A 23418-nucleotide genomic window follows, 5' to 3' on the forward strand; every position below is an offset into this window, starting at 1 on the left:
TATGTCTCAGAGCAATGTTGAAATTGGTGATGAAGTTCAGGACTGGCTGAGTGATCATCACTATAAAGAAGGTTTTTATACTGATATTTCAACCGATACCCTAGAAAAAGGGTTAAATGAAACGGTCATTCGTGCAATATCGGCAAAAAGAAATGAGCCAGAGTGGATGCTTGAATTCCGACTTGATGCTTTTCGCCATTGGTTGCAAATGGAAGAGCCTCATTGGCTAAAAGCTGAGTATCCATCTCTTGATTATCAAGATTATAGCTATTACTCAGCACCGTCTTGTGGTTCATGTTGTGCAAATGGCAGCTGTGCTGGTGGTACGAATGAAGCAGTATCCAGCGAAAAACAACAAGAAGCACAAGATTATTTAACAAAAGAAGTTGAAGATGCATTTAATCAATTAGGTGTGCCTGTAAGAGAAGGGCAATCTGTTGCTGTAGATGCAATTTTTGACTCAGTTTCTGTTTCTACAACTTATCGTGAAGAGCTAGCTCAACATGGGATAATTTTCTGTTCATTTAGCGAAGCCATTCAAGAACACCCAGAGTTAGTCCGTCAATATTTAGGCACGGTTGTTTCTAGTCATGATAACTACTTTGCAGCATTAAACGCCGCTGTCGCGTCGGATGGAACCTTTGTTTATATTCCTAAAGGTGTTCGTTGTCCTATGGAATTATCAACCTATTTCCGTATTAATGCGGCACAAACGGGTCAATTTGAACGGACTATTTTAATCGCAGATGAAGGTAGTTATGTAAGCTATATTGAAGGATGTTCTGCGCCAGTTCGTGATACCTATCAACTTCATGCGGCCGTTGTGGAAGTCATCATTCATAAAGATGCTGAAGTGAAATATTCAACGGTTCAAAACTGGTTTGCCGGTGGCGACAGTGAAGGTGGCATCTTAAACTTCGTGACCAAACGTGCGATTTGTGAAGGGGAAAACGCCAAAATGTCTTGGACTCAGTCTGAGACCGGCTCTGCGATTACGTGGAAATACCCTAGTGTTATTTTAAAAGGGGATAATTCAACCGCTGAGTTTTTCTCTGTTGCTTTAACAAATGGCAACCAACAAGCTGACACGGGAACTAAAATGATCCATATCGGCAAAAATACCAAATCAACCATTATCTCTAAAGGTATTTCTGCGGGTAAAAGTCAAAATAGCTATCGTGGTTTAGTGAAAGTCCTTCCTGGGGCGAAAAACGCACGTAATTACACACAATGTGACTCTATGCTAATTGGCACAGAATGTGGCGCGCATACATTCCCTTATGTTGAAGTGATGAATAATACTGCTCAACTTGAACATGAAGCGACAACGTCACGTATTGGTGAAGATCAACTCTTCTATTGTCGTCAACGTGGATTGAGTGAAGATGATGCAATCTCAATGATTGTAAATGGATTTTGTAAAGACGTATTCTCAGAATTACCGCTGGAATTTGCTGTAGAAGCACAAAAATTATTAGCAATCAGCTTAGAGCATAGCGTCGGTTAAGTATTAACCAAATTCTGGGTATAAAATACCGAAGGCATATATTATTATGTTAGATATTAAAAATTTACATGTCAGTGTTGAAGGCAATGAGATCCTAAAGGGATTAGATTTGCAAGTAAAAGCCGGTGAAGTTCATGCCATTATGGGCCCTAATGGATCAGGTAAAAGTACACTTTCTGCTACTTTAGCAGGGCGTGAAGAATATGAAGTTGAAGAAGGTTCTGTCACATTTAAAGATAAAGACTTGCTTGAATTAGAACCAGAAGAAAGAGCGGGTGAAGGTATCTTTATGGCATTTCAATATCCTGTTGAAATACCCGGAGTCAGTAACCAATTCTTTTTACAATCGTCTGTTAATTCAGTAAGAGAATACCGAGGTCAAGGCCCATTAGATCGCTTTGATTTTGAAGATTTTATTGAAGATAAAATTGCACTATTAGATATGCCTAAAGATTTGTTAACACGCTCTGTTAACGTTGGTTTTTCTGGTGGTGAGAAAAAACGTAATGATATCCTACAAATGGCAGCTCTAGAGCCAGAATTATGCATTTTAGATGAAACAGACTCAGGTCTTGATATCGATGCTTTAAAAATTGTCGCAAATGGTGTGAATAGCCTACGTGATGGCAAACGTGCCTTTATTGTTGTGACACACTATCAGCGTATTCTTGATTATGTAAAACCTGATTTTGTGCATGTGCTTTATCAGGGGAAAATCATTAAATCAGGTGATTTCTCATTAGCGCAAAAATTGGAGGAACAAGGTTATGGCTGGCTTATTGACCCTCAATGAAAAGCGTGAAAAGCAAGAACAAGTAGAAAAACGTAATCAACAAGCACTAGAGATGTTTTCATCTTTATATCAGCAACGTAAAGGTGATAATAATCTCAATGCACGTCACCATTGGCAACAAGTTGAGAAAGTCGGTTTTCCTGTTTATCGTCATGAAGATTGGCATTATACGCCACTTGAAGAGACATTAAGCCAACACTATCAACAGCTCGCTGCTTTTGATGTACAAGACTTAGTTGAGCAACAAGCCTTAGCATTTGATTGCTATCGTATTGTCATGGTTAATGGTACGTTTTCACCATCTGAAAGCTCAAAAGATTTTGGCCCTTATCAAGTGACATTGCTTGATAACCAAAGTGAATTACCTGAAGCAATTAATGGTGAAATTTTCCTTCATTTAGTAGAAAGCCTAGCACCACAGCCACTGCTTATCTCACTTAAAAAAGGAACTATTGCGGATAAACCTCTGTATATTCTCAATATCACACAAGGTAATGAAGGTAGTGAAGTTAATAGCGCAAACTACCGTTTCCACCTTGATATCGGTGCGAATACACAAATGCAGGTTATTGAGCATTACATCAGTAATAATAACCAGAATCGTCATTTTACTGGTGCTCGATTAACTGCAAATATTGGTGATAACGCATCGTTTAAGCACATCAAATTAAGCTTTGAAAACGAGATAAGCCAACATTTTGCTCATAATGACATGATGATTGGCCGTGATGCTCGAGTACATAGCTATGCTTTCTTACTGGGTGGTAAATTAAGCCGTCATCACACAAGTTCTGCATTGAAAGGTGAAAATACTGAACTTTCAATGAACAGTGTAGTTCTGCCAAAAGCAGGAGAAATCGCTGATACAAGAACTTGGCTTGAACATGGTGAAGCAAATTGCCAAAGTCGCCAATTACATAAAAGTATAGCAATGGATGCAGGTAAAGCTGTTTTCAACGGTATGATTACTGTAATGCCTAATGCATTAAAAACAGATGGTCAAATGACCAATAACAATCTGTTATTAGGTGAAAAAGCGCAAATCGATACAAAGCCACAGCTTGAAATTTATGCTGATGATGTAAAATGTAGCCATGGTGCGACAGTGGGTTGTATTGACGAAGAACAGCTATTTTATCTTCGCTCTCGTGGTATTCCACTCAATGCTGCGCGTAAGATGATCATTCATGCTTTTGCTGCTGAATTAACTGAATCAATAGAAAATAGTGTGATTAGAAAGCACGTTCTAGATAGGATTAATCAGCGCTTACTTGAGGTATAAAACAGGCAATATGATGCATTTCATTGAAAAAGCACGGGAAGACTTTCCTATCTTGTCTCAACAAGTGAAAGAAAAACCACTGGTGTATCTTGATAGTGCAGCAAGTGCTCAAAAACCCGCCAGCGTCATTGAACATGAAAAACATTTTGCCTTAACACAATATGCCGCGGTTCACCGCGGCATTCACACATTAAGTGCAAATGCGACAACGTTAGTTGAAAATGTTCGTAAAAAAGCGGCTACGTTTTTAGGTGCGACAAGCGAAGAAGAAATTATCTTTGTAAAAGGAACAACGGAAGGTATTAACCTCGTCGCAAATACTTATAGTCAACGTTTTCTTAATGATGGTGATAATATCATCATTACTGAAATGGAACATCATGCCAATATCGTTCCTTGGTATATGTTAGCGAAACAGTATGGTTTTAATGTTCGTGTTATTCCTTTATTAGCTGATGGTCGTTTAGACTTCACTAAATTGCCAGAACTTATTGATGAGCGTACTAAATTATTGAGTATCACACATCAATCTAATGTACTGGGTACAGTTAATCCTATCGCCGATATTATTCGTGATGTTCGCCAATATTCAGCGCAAAAAGGTGGTGAAATACATATTTTGGTTGATGGTGCACAAAGTGCTATGCATCAATCTATCAATGTATCGCAATTAGATTGTGACTTTTTCGTTTGCAGTGGACATAAACTTTATGGTCCTACTGGTATTGGCCTGTTATTTGGTAAAAAAGCGATTCTTGATGAATTACCACCTTGGGAAGGTGGCGGTGCCATGATAAAACATGTCCATATTAATGGGGATATCACTTACGCTGATGCACCATGGCGTTTTGAAGCGGGAACACCTAATATTATCGGAATGATAGGATTAGGTGCTGCTTTAGATTACTTGAATGAATTAGGCATGGAACATATTGCTCAATATGAAAATAGCCTAATGCAATACGCACAAGAACAGTTAGCCCAAGTAAAATCCCTAACCCTTTACGGTAACGATGAACGCCAAGGTGTGATAGCATTCAACTTAGGTAAGCATCATGCTTATGATGTAGGTGCATTTCTTGATAACTATGGTGTTGCTATTCGCACAGGGCATCACTGTGCTATGCCTATCATGGATTATTATCAAGTTCCTGCTATGTGTCGAGCTTCACTTGGATTGTATAATAACAAAGAAGATATCGATGCTTTAGTCAATGCGCTATTACGCATCGAAATGTTATTAGGATAAACAAAATAAAGAGGTTATTTCATGGCAGTTGCTAATTTGCCAGATGAAGCAAAGTTATTACGTAATTTTTCGCGTTGTCAGGATTGGGAACAGCGGTATCTTTATATGATGGAGCTTGGTGAGCGTTTACCGCCAATGACGGATGAAGAACACACATCATCAAACTTTATTGAAGGTTGCCAAAGCCAAGTATGGATAGCGGTTGAACTTAATGAAAATAAACAGCTTATTCTTGCCGGCGATAGTGACGCAGGGATAGTGAAAGGACTAGTCGCATTAGTGATTATCTTATTTCAAGGAAAAACAGTAGAGCAAGCATTAACAACAGATATTAAGCACTACTTCTCATCATTGGCGCTTGAAAGTCATCTTACGCCATCACGAACGCAAGGTTTGCATGCGATGGTAACCACGCTTCTTAAACGTATTTCCGCCTTTGCTGGCGCGTAAATATTACCTAATCTCGTATTAATGTTCTAAACTGACTGATTATATGATAATCATAATAAAGACAGTATTATCATTGTAATAGTCAGTTTACTTTATTTATCACAACGGGATCGACAATGAATAAATGGTTAACCCTATTGGGAGTATCGCTGTTAGGGATGAGCAGCCACTTATCTTACGCAAATGATTATGCATTGCCGATAGATGGTGAGCGTATTATTGGTGAAAATGTTTCATATATAGTTCCTGATGATAAACGTTCATTGGAAACTATTGCTGCTGAATATCAGGTAGGACTTCTTAATATGATGGAAGCAAATCCTGATATTGACCCACTTCTTCCTGAAGCGGGAAAAACGCTAGAAATTCCTCTCCAAATGATTTTACCTGAGACAGTGCACCAAGGTATTGTCATTAATCTCGCTGAATTACGACTTTATTATTATCCTAAAGAAGGCGGTATGGTTAGCGTATATCCTATTGGTATTGGTCAGTTAGGGCGAGAAACGCCTGAAATGGTGACTTCAATATCACAGTTAATTAAAGACCCAACATGGACACCGACAACCAATATTCGTAAAAACTACGCGGCTAAAGGCATTACATTGCCAGCAGTGGTGCCAGCAGGTCCTGATAACCCAATGGGAGCCTATGCGTTAAGGCTTGCACACAGCCGTGGTGAATACCTTATTCACGGTACTAATGCAGATTTTGGTATTGGGTTAAGAGTCAGCTCTGGTTGTATTCGTTTGCGTCCTAATGATATTGAGACTTTATTTAATATTGTCCCTAAAGGAACACGAGTACAAGTGATCAATCGACCGATTAAATTTACAGAAGTGGCTGGGCGACAATTTATTGAAGTGCATCAGCCATTATCACGTAATGAAAATGACGATCCACAAACAATGCCATTAACGTTTACAAAGCAATTTAATCAATGGTATGAAAGCGGTAGGGTGGATAAAAATAAAGTTGATGCTGAAATTACTCGTCGTTCAGGCATTCCGGTTGATGTAACTGCTGATTGATTACTAAAGTTTTATCTCTAATTATAAAATAGGCGCTATTGCGCCTTTTTTCTTATTTATATAAAAAAAACCTATTAAGATAAAAGACGTATTTTGACATAAAAACATTGTTCTCATTTTTATTATTGATAGAACACATTTTACAAATAAGAGTGGAAAGTATTTATGAAAAATGTAAGTGACATTCCAACTTGTCGTCCTATTCAAAATATTAACAATGTTAAAAATAATAATAGCACATTGGCTAACATGATAGCCTCAGTGAAGAATAGTATAAAAACTTTTTTCGTTGGAAGTGAAATGCGCAAGCGTGAAAATATACATAAAATATGCGCAGAGTTTATTACACGGATATCAACAACTAAAATCTATAACGAAGCAGAAATATTAGACGAAAATAAACTTAATGCTAACGCTAAAATCAGCGCTAGAGTTACACATAAAATACTTTCTAAAAATATCAATAAACTATTTAATTTGATTAAAAAAGAAATGTTAAATCAAAATGATAAGTCTTTATCGCCTATTGATGGTCATGCTGATCAGTCGGTTAATATAATGTTGGCAGCATTATATCGGGCTTACGAAAAAACAGAACCGTCTATGAGTAATAATATAGGATCTACAAATAATGCTGTATTAAAATCGCAAATAGAAGAAATTATTACTGAAAATTTTACAATTAAAAAAATGTCTGTTTCCAATCAGCAAAATGATTTTGAAAAGATAGATAAAGAAAACGTAATGCCTCTTCTAAAAAAAATAAGCCAGAAGTATGAGAAAGAGCTTGAAGAATTAACGCAGAACGCTACCAATAAAATTGACTATATATTAGAAAAAAATCGAATCCTAATAGAAAATTTAAAAAAATATAATATGGATTGATACTGAAAACCAAAGTCCCAATCTGTATAGACTGGGACTTTGTTATTAATACTAGCTTAAAGCTAATTTATTTAGCTTACTGGCTAAGTTGCTATCTTACTTTTTGTAAGTTTTAACTTGGTTATCTAAACGCTGGTTTGCGCGAGTAGCTTCATCGTAAGCAGATTTAGCTTCTGAACGCGCAGATTGAACATCGCTACTTAGTTGTTGTACTTGAGTATTCAGACGGTTTACGTCAGAAGAGATTTGATCTAGTTGTGCATTATTGTTGCTAGAACAACCTGCTAGTAAACCAGAAGCCAGAATTACTGCACCTAATACGATTTTTGCTTTCATAGTGACAACCTCTATTTTTATGATTAAAAGAACAAGTAGCATTTTTTGAAGCTATTAGCCTATTAAGTATGGCACAGATATCACAAATTGTTGGATTTATTTAAGTCTGTTGCCTTACTTCTCTTTCGAACAATAGAAAAAATAACACCTAATACGCAAATAATCAGCACAAAAAATGCGAGCAAATTCACAAAAGATTTTTATTCGTAAAAGTCTGATAGAAAAACATTTTATTTCTTGTTTTCTATTTTAACAATATAGACTCTTATAGCTTTTCAAACACATTGATCTCAATAAAGACCGGTTTTTGCTCATCTTTAAATTGATCAATTGTGAATTTTTGATAATTAAGATTATTATATCCACGTACAAATAACATACCTCTATCAAGGTCGGTAAGTGTCGTCCAAACAGTATATTCACTTGAGTGAATGCCCGGCAAAATACCGTCGCCTAATAGAGGGTCGATGGATGCATTGATAGGGCGATCAAAGCGATTCATAATATGGGAAAGTTCGATTAGCTGTTCATCAGGATCTGATACTTTATGATAATAAGTAGAGTAATAAACAGCGCGAATAAAGCGATCAACAGACGTATCAGAGCTAGGTAAAGAAGCGAGTGCAATACCGCTATCTGGTTGTTTAATCTTTATATTGCCTAACGTACTTGAAGAAACGTCAATATTAGAAAGATTGGTGTAGTTATTTAAATTGGTTAAATGCCATGGGAAAATTGGGCCATTCGTCATACAGAATGTTGGGTTATCGTAGATATGTAATTTCCCGCCTGAAATTTCAACTACAATACATGCACCCGTTTTATCATAAAAGGCATAATGAAAAGGACTTGGTGCACCTTTAAGTACCAATAATTTTTGCGACCAAAACGGTATAGTAGGAATAACTTTTTTGAGTTCTTCAATTGTCGCATATTGTGCTAATGCCCACTCACCGATAGATGAAATTGGCACTGAATGAGGATAATCTTCAGTAGACAGAGAGTCTAATCCAGAATCAGGCAACATATTTAAACTAAATGATAAACCTTTTGAATTGACACCTTGTATCACATCTTTTGTGCCTGATAAATCACTTGGCATCGTAATTGCGATAAAAGGATATTTAACGGCATATTTTAAGCCAGCAGAGCCATCAGGTGCTTTTTGTTGAAAGGTATGTTCTTTAGGATAATAAGAAAAACTTGAAGGCGGTTCGCCCATTGAAAATTCAAGAGTTCTACCATGATAAACGCGATGATGTCTGTCGGTAATGGCAAGTGTAGTACAGGCAAAAATATTATTTGGTTCGTGTTTTTCTTGCATATCATGTCCTTATTGGTTTATTTGAAATCAATCTAAAATAGGAAGTATCTTTATTTTTAGATGATTAAACTCTATTTTCTCATAAATAAATTATAAATTTAATTAAATATTTTTCTACCTATAAATAGGTTGAACGAACTTAAAAGGCATTTAATTGAGTATGTCAGTTGAAAATAAATGCGTATATATTGAACTTTCCATAAAAATAATGAAGTTTTATTCATTTTATCTCAAGTTATTTTTTTATATTTTGTTAACCTTTCTATTACATTGATTTCATTGGTGTTATTTAAAAGTTACTTATCTAAGTATATATAACTAGTTGAAATTATTTGTTATTTTGACATTTTGTGTTTTTGTGTGTTTTTCAAGTTTAATATTAGAGTAATAGTTATTTTTTTGTGCTCAATCATCTTTTCTAATAAGTCCAAATCATGATAATGTCTATTTTTTTTTGTAACATTTTATGTTTGTTACATTATTAAAAAATAATTTTAAAAGTTAAGTAATTAGAACTATATTTAATAGAAGAAATAGTTTATTAATAATAAACAACAATAGTCAGTAAGGACGTATTAAATATGAGTAAACAATCATTAAATTCCAAATATAGTGAACTTGATGACGTATATGCGTCAGTTGATTTATCGCGCTCACTGCCAAAAACCAAATTTCCGCAAAAGGAAAGTAATCCAAGAAATGTGTTTGATGCTGTACGTGATGAGTTGATGTTAGATGGTAACTCTAGACAAAATTTAGCGACATTCTGCCAAACCTGGGTTGATGATGAAATTCGTGATTTGATGGATCTCTCTATCGATAAAAATATGATTGATAAAGATGAATATCCTCAAACAGCAGAAATTGAAAATCGCTGTGTTCACATGCTTGCTGATCTATGGCATTCACCAGATGCTTTAAATACTCTAGGCTGTTCAACAATAGGTTCTTCAGAAGCTGCTATGCTAGGTGGTTTAGCACTGAAATGGCAATGGCGTAAAAAACGTCTTGCTGAAGGTAAATCGACTGATAAACCAAACTTAATTTGTGGCCCTGTTCAAGTTTGCTGGCATAAATTTGCACGTTATTTTGATGTAGAATTAAGAGAGATTCCACTGGAAGGCGATCGTTTGATCATGAGTCCAGAAGAAGTTATCAAACGTGTAGATGAAAACACCATTGGTGTTGTACCAACACTCGGTGTGACATTTACTTGCCAATATGAACCCGTTAAAGCAGTTCATGACGCTCTTGATAAACTACAAAAAGAAAAAGGACTCGATATCCCAATTCATGTTGATGGCGCAAGTGGCGGTTTCTTAGCGCCGTTCTGTGCTCCTGATATTGAATGGGACTTCCGTTTACCTCGCGTTAAATCTATCAACTCATCAGGTCATAAATTCGGTTTAGCGCCATTAGGTGCAGGTTGGGTTGTATGGCGTGAAGCGAAAGATTTACCAGAAGAGCTCATTTTCAATGTTAACTACTTAGGCGGTAACATGCCTACTTTTGCATTGAACTTCTCTCGTCCTGGTGGACAAATCATTGCTCAGTACTATAACTTTTTACGCTTAGGCCGTGAAGGTTATGCAAAAATCCACAATGCGTGTTACGCAACCGCTCAATTCCTCGCGCGTGAAATCGAGAAATTAGGGCCATTTGAAATGATTTTCAGTGGTGACTCTAAGGAAGGTATTCCTGCACTTGCTTGGAAATTAAAAGATGGCGTGAAAAGTAATTACTCTTTATACGATATCGCGGATAAATTACGCAGTCGTGGTTGGCAAGTTCCTGCATATTCAATGCCAGCAAACCGTGAAGATCTCGTTATTCAACGTATTTTAGTTCGTCATGGTGTCAGTTTAGACCTTGCTGCATTATTAATTGAAGACTTTAAGCGCACACTGGATTATTTCGAGAAACATCCAGTAACAAAACCATTATCTGAAGAAGATGGTGCAGGTTTTAACCATAGTTAAATCTTGTTCTAACTGAGGTTGAAAATTGTGTTTTAATTTCAACCTCAATTTATTTCTAATCAAAAATTTATTATTTTGCTGATAAATACCAGGAGTATACACATGGTTACAGCAACGAAAAGTCCCGTTCCAAAACAGCTTACATTGTTAGGCTTTTTTGCGATAACAGCTTCTATGGTGATGGCTGTTTATGAATACCCAACATTTGCAACGTCAGGCTTTAGCTTGGTTTTCTTCTTACTATTGGGTGGTTTTTTGTGGTTTATTCCTGTTGCCTTATGTGCAGCAGAAATGGCGACAGTTGAAGGTTGGCAAGAAGGGGGAATATTTGCCTGGGTCTCAAATACTTTAGGTGAAAGGTGGGGATTTGCAGCCATTTCATTTGGTTATTTACAAATCGCCATTGGTTTTATTCCAATGCTCTATTTCGTACTAGGTGCACTATCTTATATTCTTAATTGGCCTGAGTTAAATACTAATCCAGTTATTAAAACGATAGCGGCTTTAATTATTCTGTGGGTATTAGCCTTTACGCAATTTGGTGGAACAAAATATACGGCTTCTATTGCTAAATTAGGTTTCTTTGCTGGGATTTTATTACCTGCAATTATTCTTGTTTGCTTAGCAATAAGCTATTTAGCAAGTGGTGCGCCTTTAGCTATCGAAATGAGCGCAGAAACGTTTATTCCTGATTTCAGTCAAATAGGCACTTTAGTTGTTTTTGTTGCTTTTATTTTGAGTTATATGGGTGTAGAAGCGTCAGCTACGCACGTTAATGAGATGAAAAATCCTGGCCGTGATTATCCACTGGCTATGTTCTTATTAATGATAGCCGCTATTTGCTTAAGTTCTATCGGTGGGTTATCCGTTGCCGCTGTTATTCCTAATAGTGAAATCAACTTATCAGCTGGTGTAGTACAAACATTTAATGTCTTAGTCTCACACTTTAGCAGTGGGTTAGATTGGGCTGTTCGTATTATTGCTGCACTGCTGTTACTAGGTGTATTAGCAGAAATTGCTTCTTGGATAGTAGGGCCTTCTCGCGGTATGTATGTGGCTGCTGAAAAAGGTATATTGCCGAAAGCATTTGCTAAAGTGAATAAAAATGGTGTACCAGTTACTTTAGTTATCAGCCAATTAGTGATTACGACGATTGCGATTATCGTACTGACTAACACAGGTGGTGGCGGTAATATGTCATTCTTAATTGCCTTAGCCTTAACTGTGGTTATCTATCTATGTAGCTATTTCATGTTGTTTACGGGTTATATTCAACTAGTTCGTAAGCAATCTGATAAAAAACGCGAATTCCAAATTCCTGGTGGCAAAGGTGTAAAAATTGCCGTTGCTTTAGCTGGATTAATTCTTTCTATACTTGCTTTTGTAGTTTCATTCTTTCCACCAAGTTCATTACCTACTCCGGGTAGCGAGACAACCTATGTGACGTTACTTGTCGTGAGCTTCTTAGTGATTTTTGCTTTACCTTTTATTATTTACATGTGCCACAGTAAAACAGGTAAAACAACGAATGTTACTCGCGTGCATATCAAAACACACAATGCACCAGCAGGACACTTCTTTATTCATCCTCGCGCTCGTTCTACGCACTATTTATTGTTGGAAGACAAAAGTCACACTAACGATAAGTAAAAACAAGGTTGAAAATATAAAGTAACTGATAGTAAAGACAGAATTAATATAGATTTTCTATCATCTAAAAGCGCCAATTTTAAATGGCGCTTTTTCTTTTATAAGATAAAAGATAGGGTGATGTTTTTGATGGCTACCCAACAATAAAATCAAAAGGAATAAATATAAATATGGAATAGAGATATAAAAAAACGCCACTCAAGAGAGTGACGTTTAACTGAATGATATATTGAAATTATTACAGAACGTGAACCGATGAAGTATTGGTTGTTCCGCTTTCAACTAATGCACCCGTTACCATAACAACACGATCACCAGCGTGTGCTAAACCACTTGCTAATGCAGCAGCTTTACCAATGCGGTAGAAATCATCAGTTGAAGCGATTTCTTTCACTAACTGAGTTGTTACCCCTTTTACTAAGATTAACTGACGTGCAGTTTCTTCGTTATTGGTTAACGCTAAGATAGGAGCAGTTGGGAAATATTTACGGATTGAACGAGCTGACTTACCACCATAAGTTGCAACAACAATTAATGGAGATTCTAATTTTTCAGCCATTTCAACAGCACCACGACAAACAGCTTCTGTTACACGTAGTTTTGCACCTAATTGGTTTGCTTCAAGGCGTGATTTCATGATGCGATCAGTACGCTCACAAATTGTCGCCATAATTGTTACTGCTTCTACAGGGTATTTACCTTTTGCACTTTCGCCTGAAAGCATAACCGCATCAGTACCATCTAAGATAGCATTTGCGACATCACCCGCTTCTGCTCGAGTAGGGCGTGGATTTTTGATCATTGAATCTAACATTTGCGTTGCAGTGATAACGATTTTACGCGCTTCATTACATTTTTTGATCATCATTTTCTGTGCAAAGATAACTTCTTCAACAGGAATTTCAACACCTAAGTCACCACGAGCAACCATGATACCGTCAGATGCTTCTAAAATCTCATCGAAATTGTTTAAGCCTTCTTGGTTCTCAATTTTTGAGATGATAAGGATGTTTTCGCCACCGTGTGCTTTCAAATGAGCACGCATTTCTTCAACATCAGAACGTTTACGAATGAAAGAAGCCGCAACAAAGTCAACGCCTTGTTCACAACCAAAAATTAAATCTTGTTTATCTTTTTCTGCAAGAGCGGGTAGGCCGATTGAAACACCAGGTAAGTTAACACCTTTGTTCTCGCCTAAGTCACCACTATTTAATACTTCACAAACAACTTCAGTATCAGAAACAGCGGTAACTTTCATTCCGATAAGGCCATCATCAACTAAAACAATGTTACCCACTGTTAAGTCTTTAGCGAAGCCTGGATAAGTCACGGCAACTTTATCTTTATTACCAACAACAGTAGAGTCAGTGGTAAACGTAAAAGTTTGGCCAGCAACTAAAGAGACATCGTTACCACCTTCTAGTTTGATGGTACGGATTTCTGGGCCTTTAGTATCTAATAGAATAGCGGCTTTTTTGCCTGTTTTAGCACAGATATTACGCAGATTCTTGATACGGTTGCCATGCTCTTCATAGTCACCGTGAGAGAAGTTAAGACGCATAACATTCATGCCAGCGTCCAGTAATTGATTCAGTTTATCTTCCGATTCGGTTTTAGGTCCGATGGTGCATACAATTTTAGTCTTTTTCATGGCAGTCTATTTAACGATTCTTTTGTAATGGATGAATAGGGATTGATGTCGCTATTAAATAAATTTCACATAAAGGGTATAACAGGTTGCGTTAACGGCTAAACAGTAAAGTTGCGCAACACAGTTATGATTTAGCAACATCAAAAAAATCTTGTCATTATTTTGCAAATAAGTTTTGTCTTAAAGGGTAACAGATACTATACAGTATAGTCCATCTCGTTTCATATGTTCTATTTTCTAAAGATGCCTGTAAATCAATAAGCTGAAACCTTTCAACAACTTTGCAGTTTGTATTATAGTGCTTAATTTATCTGAATAAAATCTAAAATAGAAAAATTTAATGAATGTGATCAAAATAACATATTGTTCGTTTGTTTTTTGAACAACTCTGTTGCGCAATGAAAATGAGTAAAGAGGGTTCTGGTCAATAACGAGGATGAATAATAAAAAATAAGGAAGTATAAGAGAAATGGTGCGTCCGAGTGGACTCGAACCACCGACCCCCACCATGTCAAGGTGGTGCTCTAACCAACTGAGCTACGGACGCACTATATAGATATGTTTGAATTGTAACTCAATTAAATGGTGCGTCCAAGTGGACTCGAACCACCGACCCCCACCATGTCAAGGTGGTGCTCTAACCAACTGAGCTATGGACGCATACTTTATTGTGAGTGACAACGGGGACGAATATTAGCGGTATGTTGCTGTTCTGGCAAGAGGAAAAACACAAATTTATATTCAATTGCTCGTATTTAAAGCTATTTGTTGATATTTGTGTCGTTCCTTTGCCAAAATAATAACAGCTTTTGTTTTTTATCGCTCAGAACGTAATAAGACAACATCATCAGATTGGCGCTGTATCCACCAAATACGCGATCCCATCATAATAGCAGATGCCGTTAATCCAAGAATAAAGCCAATCCAAAATCCTGCGGGGCCCATCGCCTCTACTAAATAATCAGTTCGGCCTAAAATATAACCTGATGGTAAGCCGATTATCCAATATGCTGTAAAGGTAATAAAAAAGATAGAACGCGTATCTTTATATCCACGTAATACACCCGAGCCAATAACTTGCACGGAATCTGATAACTGATAAAGCGCTGCAAATAACATGAGATGTGAAGCAAGAATAACAACTTCAAGATTGTCGTTATACATTATTGCAATTTTTTCTCTGAAAATAATAGAGAATATTGCGGTACAGCTTGCTAGCATAAGTCCGACAGCTAATGCTGTTATTGCTGAAACCCGCGCTTGCTCTGTTGAGCGTTGTCCTAAGTTATAGCCAACACGAATAGTTGCTGCTATTCCCAGAGATAATGGGAACATAAACATTAACGAACTGAAGTTAAGAGCAATTTGATGACTCGCAACAGCAGTGACCCCTAAAGGTGCGACTAATAATGCCACAATAGCAAATAGCGTAACTTCAAAAAATAGTGCTAACGCAATGGGTAATCCTAAATAGGTAATGCGCTTTAAGATAGAAAAGTCAGGTGAAACAAAGCGTTTTTTAGGACGAACATCACGTTGTGTAGGCGCTTTACTAACGTAATAACGCATCATTAAAAACATAGCCCAGAAAACAGATGCTGTTGCAACACCACAACCAATACCCCCTAATTGTGGAGCACCGAACTTACCGTAAATAAATGCGTAGTTAACAGGAATGTTAATCATCAATCCAAGAAAACCGATTATCATACCAGGTTTTGTTTTTGATAAACCTTCACATTGACTTCTTAATACTTGGTAATAAAGATAACCAGGTGCACCCCACATAATTGCGTGAATAAAGCCAACTGCTTTCTCTGCTAATTCAGGGTCGATATGTTCTTGGCTTTCAATAATAAACCGACTGCTATATAAAACCGCAATAATTAATATTGATAAGAATGTTGCTAGCCAGAAACCTTGTTGTGTTTGGTTTGCTATAAGTTGTCGTCGCCCTGAGCCATTTAATTGAGCAATGATAGGCGTCAGTGCCATTAATAGACCTTGACCAAATAAAATAGTGGGCAACCAAATTGACGTACCTACAGCAACAGCAGACATTTCTGTGGCGTTGACAGCACCCGCCATAACGGTATCAACAACACCCATTGCAGTTTGAGAGAACTGAGCAATGATAACCGGAATGCCAAGAGCAAGTAAGCTACGCGCTTCTTTTATGTACTTCTGCACGCATACACCTTTATTTATTAATAGAAAACGTAAAGGAAAGAATGAACGTCTTATTGTTAAAATGACGTAAAATAATTCTCAAGAGCGCTTATTTTATCGATAACAGTTTTATTATCAATGAAAGATATGCTGTTTAACCGCAGGATTTTGATAATTTTTTAATGATGATTAGATTATATTTAGCGGTAATTATACACCGAAAACAAAAACGCTAAATGTGACTTTGTATTAATACGAGCTATGTTATTCTAACGTCAATTTATTGAATAAGAATCAACCCGTTTTATCGACCGAAGGAGATGTAAGATGTTTACTGGTATTGTTCAAGGGAAAGGGCAGGTTATTGCGATTGAAGACAAAGGTGACTTTCGCACTCATATTATTGAATTATCACCAGAGCTAACTAAAAATTTAGAATTAGGAGCATCTGTTGCTAATAATGGTTGCTGTTTAACCGTTACTCATATTAACGATAATCAAATAAGTTTTGATTTAGTAAAAGAAACGCTTCGTTTAACTAATTTAGGAGAACTGACAGTGGGTTCTTTTGTTAATATTGAACGAGCTGCTAAATATGGTGATGAAATTGGCGGACATGTCATGTCTGGTCATATTGCAACAACAGCAGAAATTGCCAAAATTGTAAAATCAGAAAATAATCTACAAGTTTGGTTTCGTCTGTTCGATAAAGAATTGATGAAATATATTTTACATAAAGGTTTTGTAGGGATTGATGGAATAAGCTTAACAATTGGTGAAGTTGTTAATAATCGTTTTTGTGTTCATCTTATTCCAGAAACACGTGATAGAACAACATTAGGGTATAAACGCCTTGGCGATAAAGTGAATATTGAACTTGATTCGCAAACACAGGCAATAGTAGATACTGTTGAGCGAGTTATGGCTCAGCAAGCCTTACAAGCAAGTCTGCAAGTTGAAAGTCAGCAAGAATAAAATAAATAATTTAGACTCTGTCAGATAATTTTGTTGTCTAGCTATTCTCTAAAAAGAGAAAGAAAAAAGAACAAAATTGTCATTTTCAGATTATTATCAAATAAAAAGCCAGTTCAAACTCGTGAGCTGGCTTTTTGTCATTTGAGAAAACTAACTTAGCGTGGTGTTTGTAAACCACCAATTCTCCCTTTAGGGCTTAACATCACTTGCCATAATTGTATGTCTCTTGCACGAAAGGCACCTGCACAAGCATTAAGATAATATGTAAACATACGTTTAAAACGCGCAGTGTAATTAGATTCGATACTAGGCCAGCACTCTAAAAAGCGTTGATACCATGCCATTAGCGTTTTATCGTAGTCAGCACCAAAATTATGCCAATCTTCCATGACAAACTTACCTTCTATTGTTTGTGCAATTTTTTGAATAGAAGGGAGGCAACCATTAGGGAAAATATATTTACTTATCCAGCTATCGACATTTACTTTATCGTGATTAGAGCCAATAGTATGTAACAGAAAAAGACCGTCATCCTTCAAATTACGACGTGCAACAGTAAAGTAAGTGTCATAATTTTTAGGACCAACGTGTTCAAACATACCAACAGAAACGATACGATCGAATTTCTCATGTAAATCACGGTAATCTTCTAAGATAATATTAACATCAAGTCCTTGGCAACGTTCTTGCGCTAATTTTTGTTGCTCTACAGAAATAGTGACACCAGTTACTGCGACACCATAATTTTTTGCAGCGTAAGCAGCTAATCCACCCCATCCACAACCAATATCTAATAAGCTCATTCCGGGTTTTAGTTCTAATTTGCGACAAATCAGATCTAATTTATTTTCTTGAGCTTCTTCGAGTGTTTGTGCATCTTTCCAATAACCACAAGAATATTGCATATTAGGATCAAGCATTGCAGTGAAAAGATCATTACCTAAGTCATAATGCTCTTTACCCACCATCCATGCTCTTTTTTGTGTTTGCAGGTTAAACAAACGCGCAGTCGCTATTTTGAAAATATCCCGCAAATTGTTGGGTAACTTATTTTCAAGTCCTGCACGTAAAACTTTATGAAAAAATATATCAAGGCGTTCACAATCCCACCAGCCATCCATATAACTTTCGCCGAGGCCTAACGAACCTTGCTGTAATACTCTTTTATAAAAGTTTTTATTGTGAACCTGAATATCGTATGGTTCAGAGCCATTAATCGTAATGTCTGCTTGTGCAAGCAGTTCTGTAGCAATCCGTTGATACGGATTATTGGAGGTCTTTCGGCCTTCTTCTACACAAGATGTACTCATATACTCTCCGGCGTAAACTAAGCGGGTTTTAAGAAAAACAAAGAAAGGGAAATATCCAGACTTATCGTAGTAAAAATTTATGCCCAATTACGCTAAAAAGGCGTAATTAAAAATAAGATAACTAATCTGACATAACTCACTAATAAATTTTTAAATATCTTAAAATCCGAAAGAAAATTAAAAAATGCCATTACAGCGTCAAGTAAGTATAGAGACGTAAATTATTTTTCTCTATAAAAGAAAAAGGCCATTATAAAAAAAAGGCCTTTTTGGGATTAATCTTAAAAGAAAGCGGGAACTTTATTCAGTTGCTTGAACTGTGTGCTTGATAACGGTTTTATTGCGTTGAATGAAGTATCCCAAAGCCATTGGAATAGAAGTTAACGCCATAATAGCCGTAGTATTAATAAGGGGTTGTTGGCTGATAAATACTGAGACAATAAAACTGGCTAAGCTACAAAGACCCAATTGAAGCGCATTTTGTAAAGCTGCAGCTTTGCCGCTGATTTCAGGATATGCCGAAAGGGCATTAGAAACAGCGATAGGATAAGAAGCTCCATTCATTGCAGCCATAATACAAAATGGAATTAAGATAGTAGTCAGCGTGGGTTGGGTATATTTAGCAACAATGAATAACGCAGTCATACTCAGCGCATAGCCGATAAGAAGAAGAGGTAATAATGTTTTGCCTGTCATTTTAGATAATAGAATACGACAGCCATAACCACCCACCATAAAGGCAATAGTTTGAGGAATATAACTTAATCCAATATCCTGTGGAGAATATCCCATTTTTTCAAGAATAATAGGGGAGCCAGCTAACCAAGCAAAAAAACCTGCACTACATGAGGCATAAATTAAAACATTACCTGTATATACAGGGGATTTTAACAAAGTCATAAAAGAAACGTTCGATTTAGCTATGCCAGAAACCGTTTTTTGTTTGATATTTTTAAGTGCTAATGTTGGTAACATCCATAAAATGGTAACAACCATCAGCAAGATAAAAATCATACGCCAGCCACCGTGTTGCAATAATGACGCACCAATTAAAGGGGCTAATGCAGGAGATAAAGCAACCAAAGGCATGATTAAGGCAAAAACACGTTGTGCGTTAGATTCATCAAAACGGTCGATAACGAGTGCTTGCCAGATTACAGCTGCAGAACATACACCAAAGGCTTGTAAAAAGCGCATGGCTAATAAGCTTGTTGCGCCATCTACCCAAAGCATACTGAGACAGCCTATTGAAAATAGACCTAAGCCGATAAGTAATACGGGTTTACGTCCTATTTTATCGGATAGAGGCCCCCAAAGTAGCTGAGCAACAGCAAAGCCAAATAAAAAAATACTTAGACTATTACTGATAGCACCTTCACTAATAGAAAGTTCACGTTGCATCATACCAAAAGCAGGTAGATACATATCGATAGCTAAGTAACCCAGCATACTTAAGCCTGCAAGGTATACCATGAAGCCCAAGGACGAATTCGATTGTTTAGAAGTATTTAAATTCATTTTAATTTTCTATATATGTGAAGTAAAACATTTTATATATTGTAACTAAGACCTAAATTGCTTGTGAAACGGGAATATTTGGTTGATGCTGTGAAAAATTTTCAAAGGAATAAACTCTATGTGGTCAGAATACTCTTTAGATGTTGTAGATGCAGTCGCTAGAACAGGTAGTTTTAGTGCTGCTGCTCAAGAATTACACAGAGTGCCCTCCGCTGTTAGTTATACCGTTAGACAATTAGAGGAATGGCTTGCTGTTCCTTTATTTGAACGTCGTCACCGTGATGTAGAATTAACCGATGCGGGAAAAATTTTTATTAAAGAGGCCCGATCTGTTATCAAAAAAATGAATGACACACGCCATTTATGCCAGCAAGTCTCTAATGGCTGGCGAGGACAATTTAGTATAGCAGTAGATTGCATTGTTAAACCTAAAAGAACACAACAACTTATTCTCGACTTTTATCGTCATTTTCCGGATATTGAACTATACATCTATCCTGAAGTGTTTAATGGTGTTTGGGATTCTTTAGTTAATGGTCGTGTTGATTTGGCTATTGGTGCCACAAGAGCTTCACCAATAGGTGAGCGCTATAGTTTTAAAGATATGGGATTTATGCCATGGCGTTGTGTTTGTCGTGCTGACCACCCACTAACACAAGCAACGCATCCATTAACTGACGATGAAATGCGTCCTTTTGCAAGTCTATGTTTAGAAGATACCTCACGTAGCTTACCTAAACGCGATACCTGGGCTTTAAATAATCAACGTAGAATGGTTGTGCCTACATGGGATGTTGGCCTAGAGTGCCTCCTAGATGGCTTATGTGTAGGCATGGTGCCTTGGCATAAAGCCGAATCATTAATTGAACAAGGCAAACTAGTATCCCTAAAACTTGCACAGCCATTGCCAGACAGCCCATGCTGCCTGACTTGGGTCGATAAAAGTAAATCGCCCGCTTTAACATGGTTATTAAATTATCTTGGTGATAGCCAAACCTTAAATGAGGAGTGGCTTCGATAGAGGTCTAAAAAGAGTTATTAACGGCGATAATCAATAAATGGGCCATCAGCGACAGAACGACGTTCAACTAATCGCGGATGTACTTCAATAGTTTGAGCATCTTCTCGTTTATTTACTATTCTATCAAGCAACATCGACAGCGCCATTTGGCCTAAACGCTCTTTAGGTTGGTGGACTGTAGTTAATGCTGGTGAAAAATAGCGTGCATTACGAATATTGTCATAACCGACAATAGAAATATCAGTAGGTACACGTAAGCCAAGCTCATCAGCAGCACAAATAGCGCCCATAGCCATCACATCACCACCACAAAAAACAGCAGTTGGGCGATGTTTTTGGCTTAACATCTGGTGCATCGCTTTATAACCTGATTCAGGCTCAAAATCGCCTTGTACAATCCATTCTTCTTTTACGAGGATTTTAGCTTCTTCCATTGCTTTTAAGAAACCTTGTAAGCGACCGCCACCTGTATTACGTTCTAGAGGGCCTGGAATAATACCAATTTCACGATGTCCTCGTTCAATAAGATATTTCCCTGCGATGTAGCCACCGTGAAACGCATTATCGATAATGGTATCCGTGAAATCACCGCGAGCTTTACCCCAATCCATCACAACCATTGGAATATTGCGGTATCCTTCTAATAAAGAGATAAGATGATCAGGGTATTCAGAACACATCACCAGCAAACCGTCAACACGTTTTTGAGCAAGCATTGCAAGGTAAGCTTTTTGCTTATCAAGATTATTATGTGAATTACATAAGATCAGGGTGTACCCTTTGCTATAACAACTATTTTCAACGGCTTCAATCACTTCAGCAAAGTAGGGGGCTTCACTTGACGTGGCTAATAAGCCAATAGATTTGGTATGATTGACTTTTAAACTACGCGCAACGGCACTAGGTGAATAATTTAATTCTTTAATAGCTGTCCAAACTGCAGCTCGTGTGTTCTCAGCAACAAAACGTGTTTTGTTGATCACATGAGAAACAGTTGTGGTTGATACGCCTGCGCGTTTTGCCACGTCTTTAATTGTTGCCATGGTGTGGAAAACTCCTGACCTTCATGGGTCTCTTTTATTTAATTTTATGGTTTAGCTGCCAGTATAGTCTTACATAGGGCAAACACTGGCAATAATTTAGCGATTAGCTATGAATTTTGTATGATCTAGCTCAAAAGTGAAAGTATTAATCAATGTTATAAATTGTGCACTAATCGCTATTTTAGCAAATTTTGATATGCAATAATAATTACCATGATAAGATTATGGTTAATTTTAATGTATTATAATCATTTTGAGGGAAAATAGATGGATACGGATCTGAAACTTGGTTTAAGTACAGCAATTGCTGCTTTAGTCGTTATTGTTTTATTTACCACGATGCTTTTCTAATCATTTTTTATAAATATTCGATTAATCCTTAAATAAGCGGATATCTAAATATAAAAAAGGGCGCCAAATAGCGCCCTTTTTTATTATGTTATCAAAAATAAATTTTCATTTTTGAGAATAATTAAGTTAATTAAGCAAAATTAGCTTCAACAAATGCCCAATTAACCAGTGCCCAGAATTCTTCTAAGTATTTTACACGAGCATTACGATAATCGATATAATAAGCGTGTTCCCATACATCAACGGTTAATAATGGTTTGTCATCACCAGAAATAGGTGTTGCTGCATTTGATGTATTAACAATGGCTAGCGAGCCATCTGTTTTCTTAACAAGCCAAGTCCAACCTGAACCGAAATTTTTAGCCGCTGCATCATTAAATTGTTTTTTGAACTCATCAAAAGAGCCAAACGTGCTATTGATTGCATCCGCGATTTTACCTGTTGGCGCACCACCTGCATTTGGTGCTAAGCAGTTCCAATAGAATGTATGGTTCCAGACTTGTGCCGCATTGTTAAAAATACCGCCATCTGTAGATTTAATAATTTCTTCTAATGATTTATTTTCTAAATCAGTACCTTTTACTAAGTTATTTAAGTTAGTTACATAGGTTTGGTGATGTTTACCGTAGTGGTATTCTAGCGTTTCTTTAGAGATGTGTGGTTCTAGAGCATCTAACGGATAGGGTAATTTTGGTAATTCGAAAGACATTGCGTACTCCTTTATACTATCTATTTCGGGTTTTGTGCCTAAATTCATTTTATTGAAATCATAGAATCAACAAAATGAGGCAAATGCATAACTCAATTTTTACTTATTTGCTAATTATTTTAACAAAAAATAGATAAAATAACAGCGAAATGTATTTATCGATATTAGTAATAATATGAACTAAC

Annotated in this window: 19 protein-coding genes and 2 tRNA genes; 11 read left to right on the forward strand and 10 right to left on the reverse strand. The window is 36.7% G+C overall.

Features of this window, described 5'->3' with window-relative positions; genetic code table 11:
- Position 1 precedes the first annotated feature (1 nt).
- The 7 genes from sufB to M983_RS15730 all read left to right on the forward strand — a co-directional run bounded on the left by sufB (position 2) and on the right by M983_RS15730 (position 7197).
- On the forward strand, positions 2–1507 hold the full coding sequence (gene sufB / locus M983_RS15700) for a Fe-S cluster assembly protein SufB (RefSeq protein ID WP_066753134.1): 1506 nt from the start codon (positions 2–4) through the stop codon (positions 1505–1507).
- A 46-nt stretch (positions 1508–1553) separates the two neighbouring features.
- Positions 1554–2300 carry a Fe-S cluster assembly ATPase SufC gene (gene sufC / locus M983_RS15705; RefSeq protein ID WP_066753137.1) on the forward strand — a complete coding sequence of 249 codons (747 nt, stop codon included), beginning with the start codon at positions 1554–1556 and terminating at the stop codon, positions 2298–2300.
- Complete coding sequence (sufD, locus tag M983_RS15710; RefSeq protein WP_066753139.1) at positions 2275–3582, forward strand: Fe-S cluster assembly protein SufD; 1308 nt, start codon at positions 2275–2277, stop codon at positions 3580–3582. Before sufC ends, sufD begins: the two co-directional genes overlap by 26 nt.
- A 10-nt stretch (positions 3583–3592) precedes the next feature.
- Entirely contained in the window at positions 3593–4831 is a 1239-nt protein-coding gene (gene sufS / locus M983_RS15715; RefSeq protein ID WP_066753142.1) for a cysteine desulfurase SufS, read from the forward strand.
- A gap of 21 nt (positions 4832–4852) precedes the next feature.
- Positions 4853–5281: a cysteine desulfuration protein SufE gene (sufE, locus tag M983_RS15720; protein WP_066753145.1), complete on the forward strand. Its 429-nt coding sequence runs from the start codon at positions 4853–4855 to the stop codon at positions 5279–5281.
- A 116-nt stretch (positions 5282–5397) separates the two neighbouring features.
- Entirely contained in the window at positions 5398–6312 is a 915-nt protein-coding gene (locus M983_RS15725) for a L,D-transpeptidase family protein (protein WP_066753147.1), read from the forward strand.
- Positions 6313–6477: 165 nt separating this feature from the next.
- Positions 6478–7197, forward strand: coding sequence for a hypothetical protein (locus tag M983_RS15730; protein WP_066753150.1), 720 nt, complete (start codon positions 6478–6480; stop codon positions 7195–7197).
- 96 nt (positions 7198–7293) lie between these two features.
- On the opposite strand, the gene M983_RS15735 is transcribed toward M983_RS15730, so the two are convergent.
- A complete protein-coding gene (locus M983_RS15735) occupies positions 7294–7533 on the reverse strand; it encodes an Lpp/OprI family alanine-zipper lipoprotein (RefSeq protein ID WP_066753153.1) in 240 nt (79 codons plus the stop codon).
- A gap of 265 nt (positions 7534–7798) precedes the next feature.
- Entirely contained in the window at positions 7799–8857 is a 1059-nt protein-coding gene (locus M983_RS15740; RefSeq protein WP_066753156.1) for a linear amide C-N hydrolase, read from the reverse strand.
- A gap of 581 nt (positions 8858–9438) precedes the next feature.
- Between M983_RS15740 and gad the strand changes: the two genes are divergently transcribed.
- A complete protein-coding gene (gene gad / locus M983_RS15745; RefSeq protein WP_066753159.1) occupies positions 9439–10836 on the forward strand; it encodes a glutamate decarboxylase in 1398 nt (465 codons plus the stop codon).
- A 102-nt stretch (positions 10837–10938) separates the two neighbouring features.
- Complete coding sequence (gene gadC / locus M983_RS15750) at positions 10939–12486, forward strand: glutamate/gamma-aminobutyrate antiporter (protein WP_066753162.1); 1548 nt, start codon at positions 10939–10941, stop codon at positions 12484–12486.
- A 238-nt stretch (positions 12487–12724) separates the two neighbouring features.
- Here gadC and pykF read toward each other — a convergent pair whose 3' ends face one another.
- The 4 genes from pykF to M983_RS15770 form a co-directional block, all read right to left on the reverse strand.
- Positions 12725–14137 (reverse strand): pyruvate kinase PykF, encoded by a 1413-nt coding sequence (gene pykF, locus M983_RS15755; RefSeq protein WP_066753165.1) that lies wholly within the window; start codon positions 14135–14137, stop codon positions 12725–12727.
- 470 nt (positions 14138–14607) lie between these two features.
- A tRNA-Val gene (locus M983_RS15760) sits at positions 14608–14684 on the reverse strand.
- A gap of 36 nt (positions 14685–14720) precedes the next feature.
- Positions 14721–14797 (reverse strand) — tRNA-Val (locus tag M983_RS15765).
- A 156-nt stretch (positions 14798–14953) separates the two neighbouring features.
- Positions 14954–16327, reverse strand: a complete 1374-nt coding sequence (locus tag M983_RS15770; RefSeq protein WP_066753168.1) for an MATE family efflux transporter — start codon at positions 16325–16327, stop codon at positions 14954–14956.
- A gap of 306 nt (positions 16328–16633) precedes the next feature.
- On the opposite strand from M983_RS15770, the gene M983_RS15775 reads away from it, so the two are divergent.
- On the forward strand, positions 16634–17281 hold the full coding sequence (locus tag M983_RS15775; RefSeq protein WP_066753171.1) for a riboflavin synthase: 648 nt from the start codon (positions 16634–16636) through the stop codon (positions 17279–17281).
- A gap of 155 nt (positions 17282–17436) precedes the next feature.
- Here the strand turns inward: M983_RS15775 and cfa are convergent, their stop codons facing one another.
- On the reverse strand, positions 17437–18591 hold the full coding sequence (gene cfa, locus M983_RS15780; RefSeq protein ID WP_066753174.1) for a cyclopropane fatty acyl phospholipid synthase: 1155 nt from the start codon (positions 18589–18591) through the stop codon (positions 17437–17439).
- Between the two features lie 300 nt (positions 18592–18891).
- Positions 18892–20109 (reverse strand): purine nucleoside transporter PunC, encoded by a 1218-nt coding sequence (punC, locus tag M983_RS15785; RefSeq protein ID WP_066753179.1) that lies wholly within the window; start codon positions 20107–20109, stop codon positions 18892–18894.
- A gap of 118 nt (positions 20110–20227) precedes the next feature.
- On the opposite strand from punC, the gene punR reads away from it, so the two are divergent.
- Complete coding sequence (gene punR / locus M983_RS15790; RefSeq protein ID WP_066753181.1) at positions 20228–21130, forward strand: DNA-binding transcriptional activator PunR; 903 nt, start codon at positions 20228–20230, stop codon at positions 21128–21130.
- Between the two features lie 17 nt (positions 21131–21147).
- Here the strand turns inward: punR and purR are convergent, their stop codons facing one another.
- Together purR and sodB are read right to left on the reverse strand one after the other, a co-directional pair.
- The gene (gene purR / locus M983_RS15795; RefSeq protein ID WP_066753184.1) at positions 21148–22173 is read right to left on the reverse strand and encodes an HTH-type transcriptional repressor PurR; all 1026 of its coding nucleotides are present in this window, start codon (positions 22171–22173) and stop codon (positions 21148–21150) included.
- Between the two features lie 481 nt (positions 22174–22654).
- Complete coding sequence (gene sodB, locus M983_RS15800; protein WP_066753187.1) at positions 22655–23233, reverse strand: superoxide dismutase [Fe]; 579 nt, start codon at positions 23231–23233, stop codon at positions 22655–22657.
- Positions 23234–23418: the final 185 nt, after the last annotated feature.

The sequence above is a fragment of the Proteus myxofaciens ATCC 19692 genome, assembly GCF_001654855.1.
Lineage (GTDB): Bacteria > Pseudomonadota > Gammaproteobacteria > Enterobacterales > Enterobacteriaceae > Proteus > Proteus myxofaciens.

Coding starts and splice junctions, on each gene's coding strand:
- punC (WP_066753179.1), bottom strand. CDS start 20,109: ATGAATTTAAATACTTCTAAACAATCGAATTCGTCCTTGGGCTTCATG.
- sufE (WP_066753145.1), top strand. CDS start 4,853: ATGGCAGTTGCTAATTTGCCAGATGAAGCAAAGTTATTACGTAATTTT.
- sufC (WP_066753137.1), top strand. CDS start 1,554: ATGTTAGATATTAAAAATTTACATGTCAGTGTTGAAGGCAATGAGATC.
- pykF (WP_066753165.1), bottom strand. CDS start 14,137: ATGAAAAAGACTAAAATTGTATGCACCATCGGACCTAAAACCGAATCG.
- M983_RS15740 (WP_066753156.1), bottom strand. CDS start 8,857: ATGCAAGAAAAACACGAACCAAATAATATTTTTGCCTGTACTACACTT.
- purR (WP_066753184.1), bottom strand. CDS start 22,173: ATGGCAACAATTAAAGACGTGGCAAAACGCGCAGGCGTATCAACCACA.
- cfa (WP_066753174.1), bottom strand. CDS start 18,591: ATGAGTACATCTTGTGTAGAAGAAGGCCGAAAGACCTCCAATAATCCG.
- sufD (WP_066753139.1), top strand. CDS start 2,275: ATGGCTGGCTTATTGACCCTCAATGAAAAGCGTGAAAAGCAAGAACAA.
- M983_RS15735 (WP_066753153.1), bottom strand. CDS start 7,533: ATGAAAGCAAAAATCGTATTAGGTGCAGTAATTCTGGCTTCTGGTTTA.
- M983_RS15775 (WP_066753171.1), top strand. CDS start 16,634: ATGTTTACTGGTATTGTTCAAGGGAAAGGGCAGGTTATTGCGATTGAA.
- gad (WP_066753159.1), top strand. CDS start 9,439: ATGAGTAAACAATCATTAAATTCCAAATATAGTGAACTTGATGACGTA.
- M983_RS15725 (WP_066753147.1), top strand. CDS start 5,398: ATGAATAAATGGTTAACCCTATTGGGAGTATCGCTGTTAGGGATGAGC.
- sufS (WP_066753142.1), top strand. CDS start 3,593: ATGATGCATTTCATTGAAAAAGCACGGGAAGACTTTCCTATCTTGTCT.
- M983_RS15730 (WP_066753150.1), top strand. CDS start 6,478: ATGAAAAATGTAAGTGACATTCCAACTTGTCGTCCTATTCAAAATATT.
- sufB (WP_066753134.1), top strand. CDS start 2: ATGTCTCAGAGCAATGTTGAAATTGGTGATGAAGTTCAGGACTGGCTG.
- sodB (WP_066753187.1), bottom strand. CDS start 23,233: ATGTCTTTCGAATTACCAAAATTACCCTATCCGTTAGATGCTCTAGAA.
- gadC (WP_066753162.1), top strand. CDS start 10,939: ATGGTTACAGCAACGAAAAGTCCCGTTCCAAAACAGCTTACATTGTTA.
- punR (WP_066753181.1), top strand. CDS start 20,228: ATGTGGTCAGAATACTCTTTAGATGTTGTAGATGCAGTCGCTAGAACA.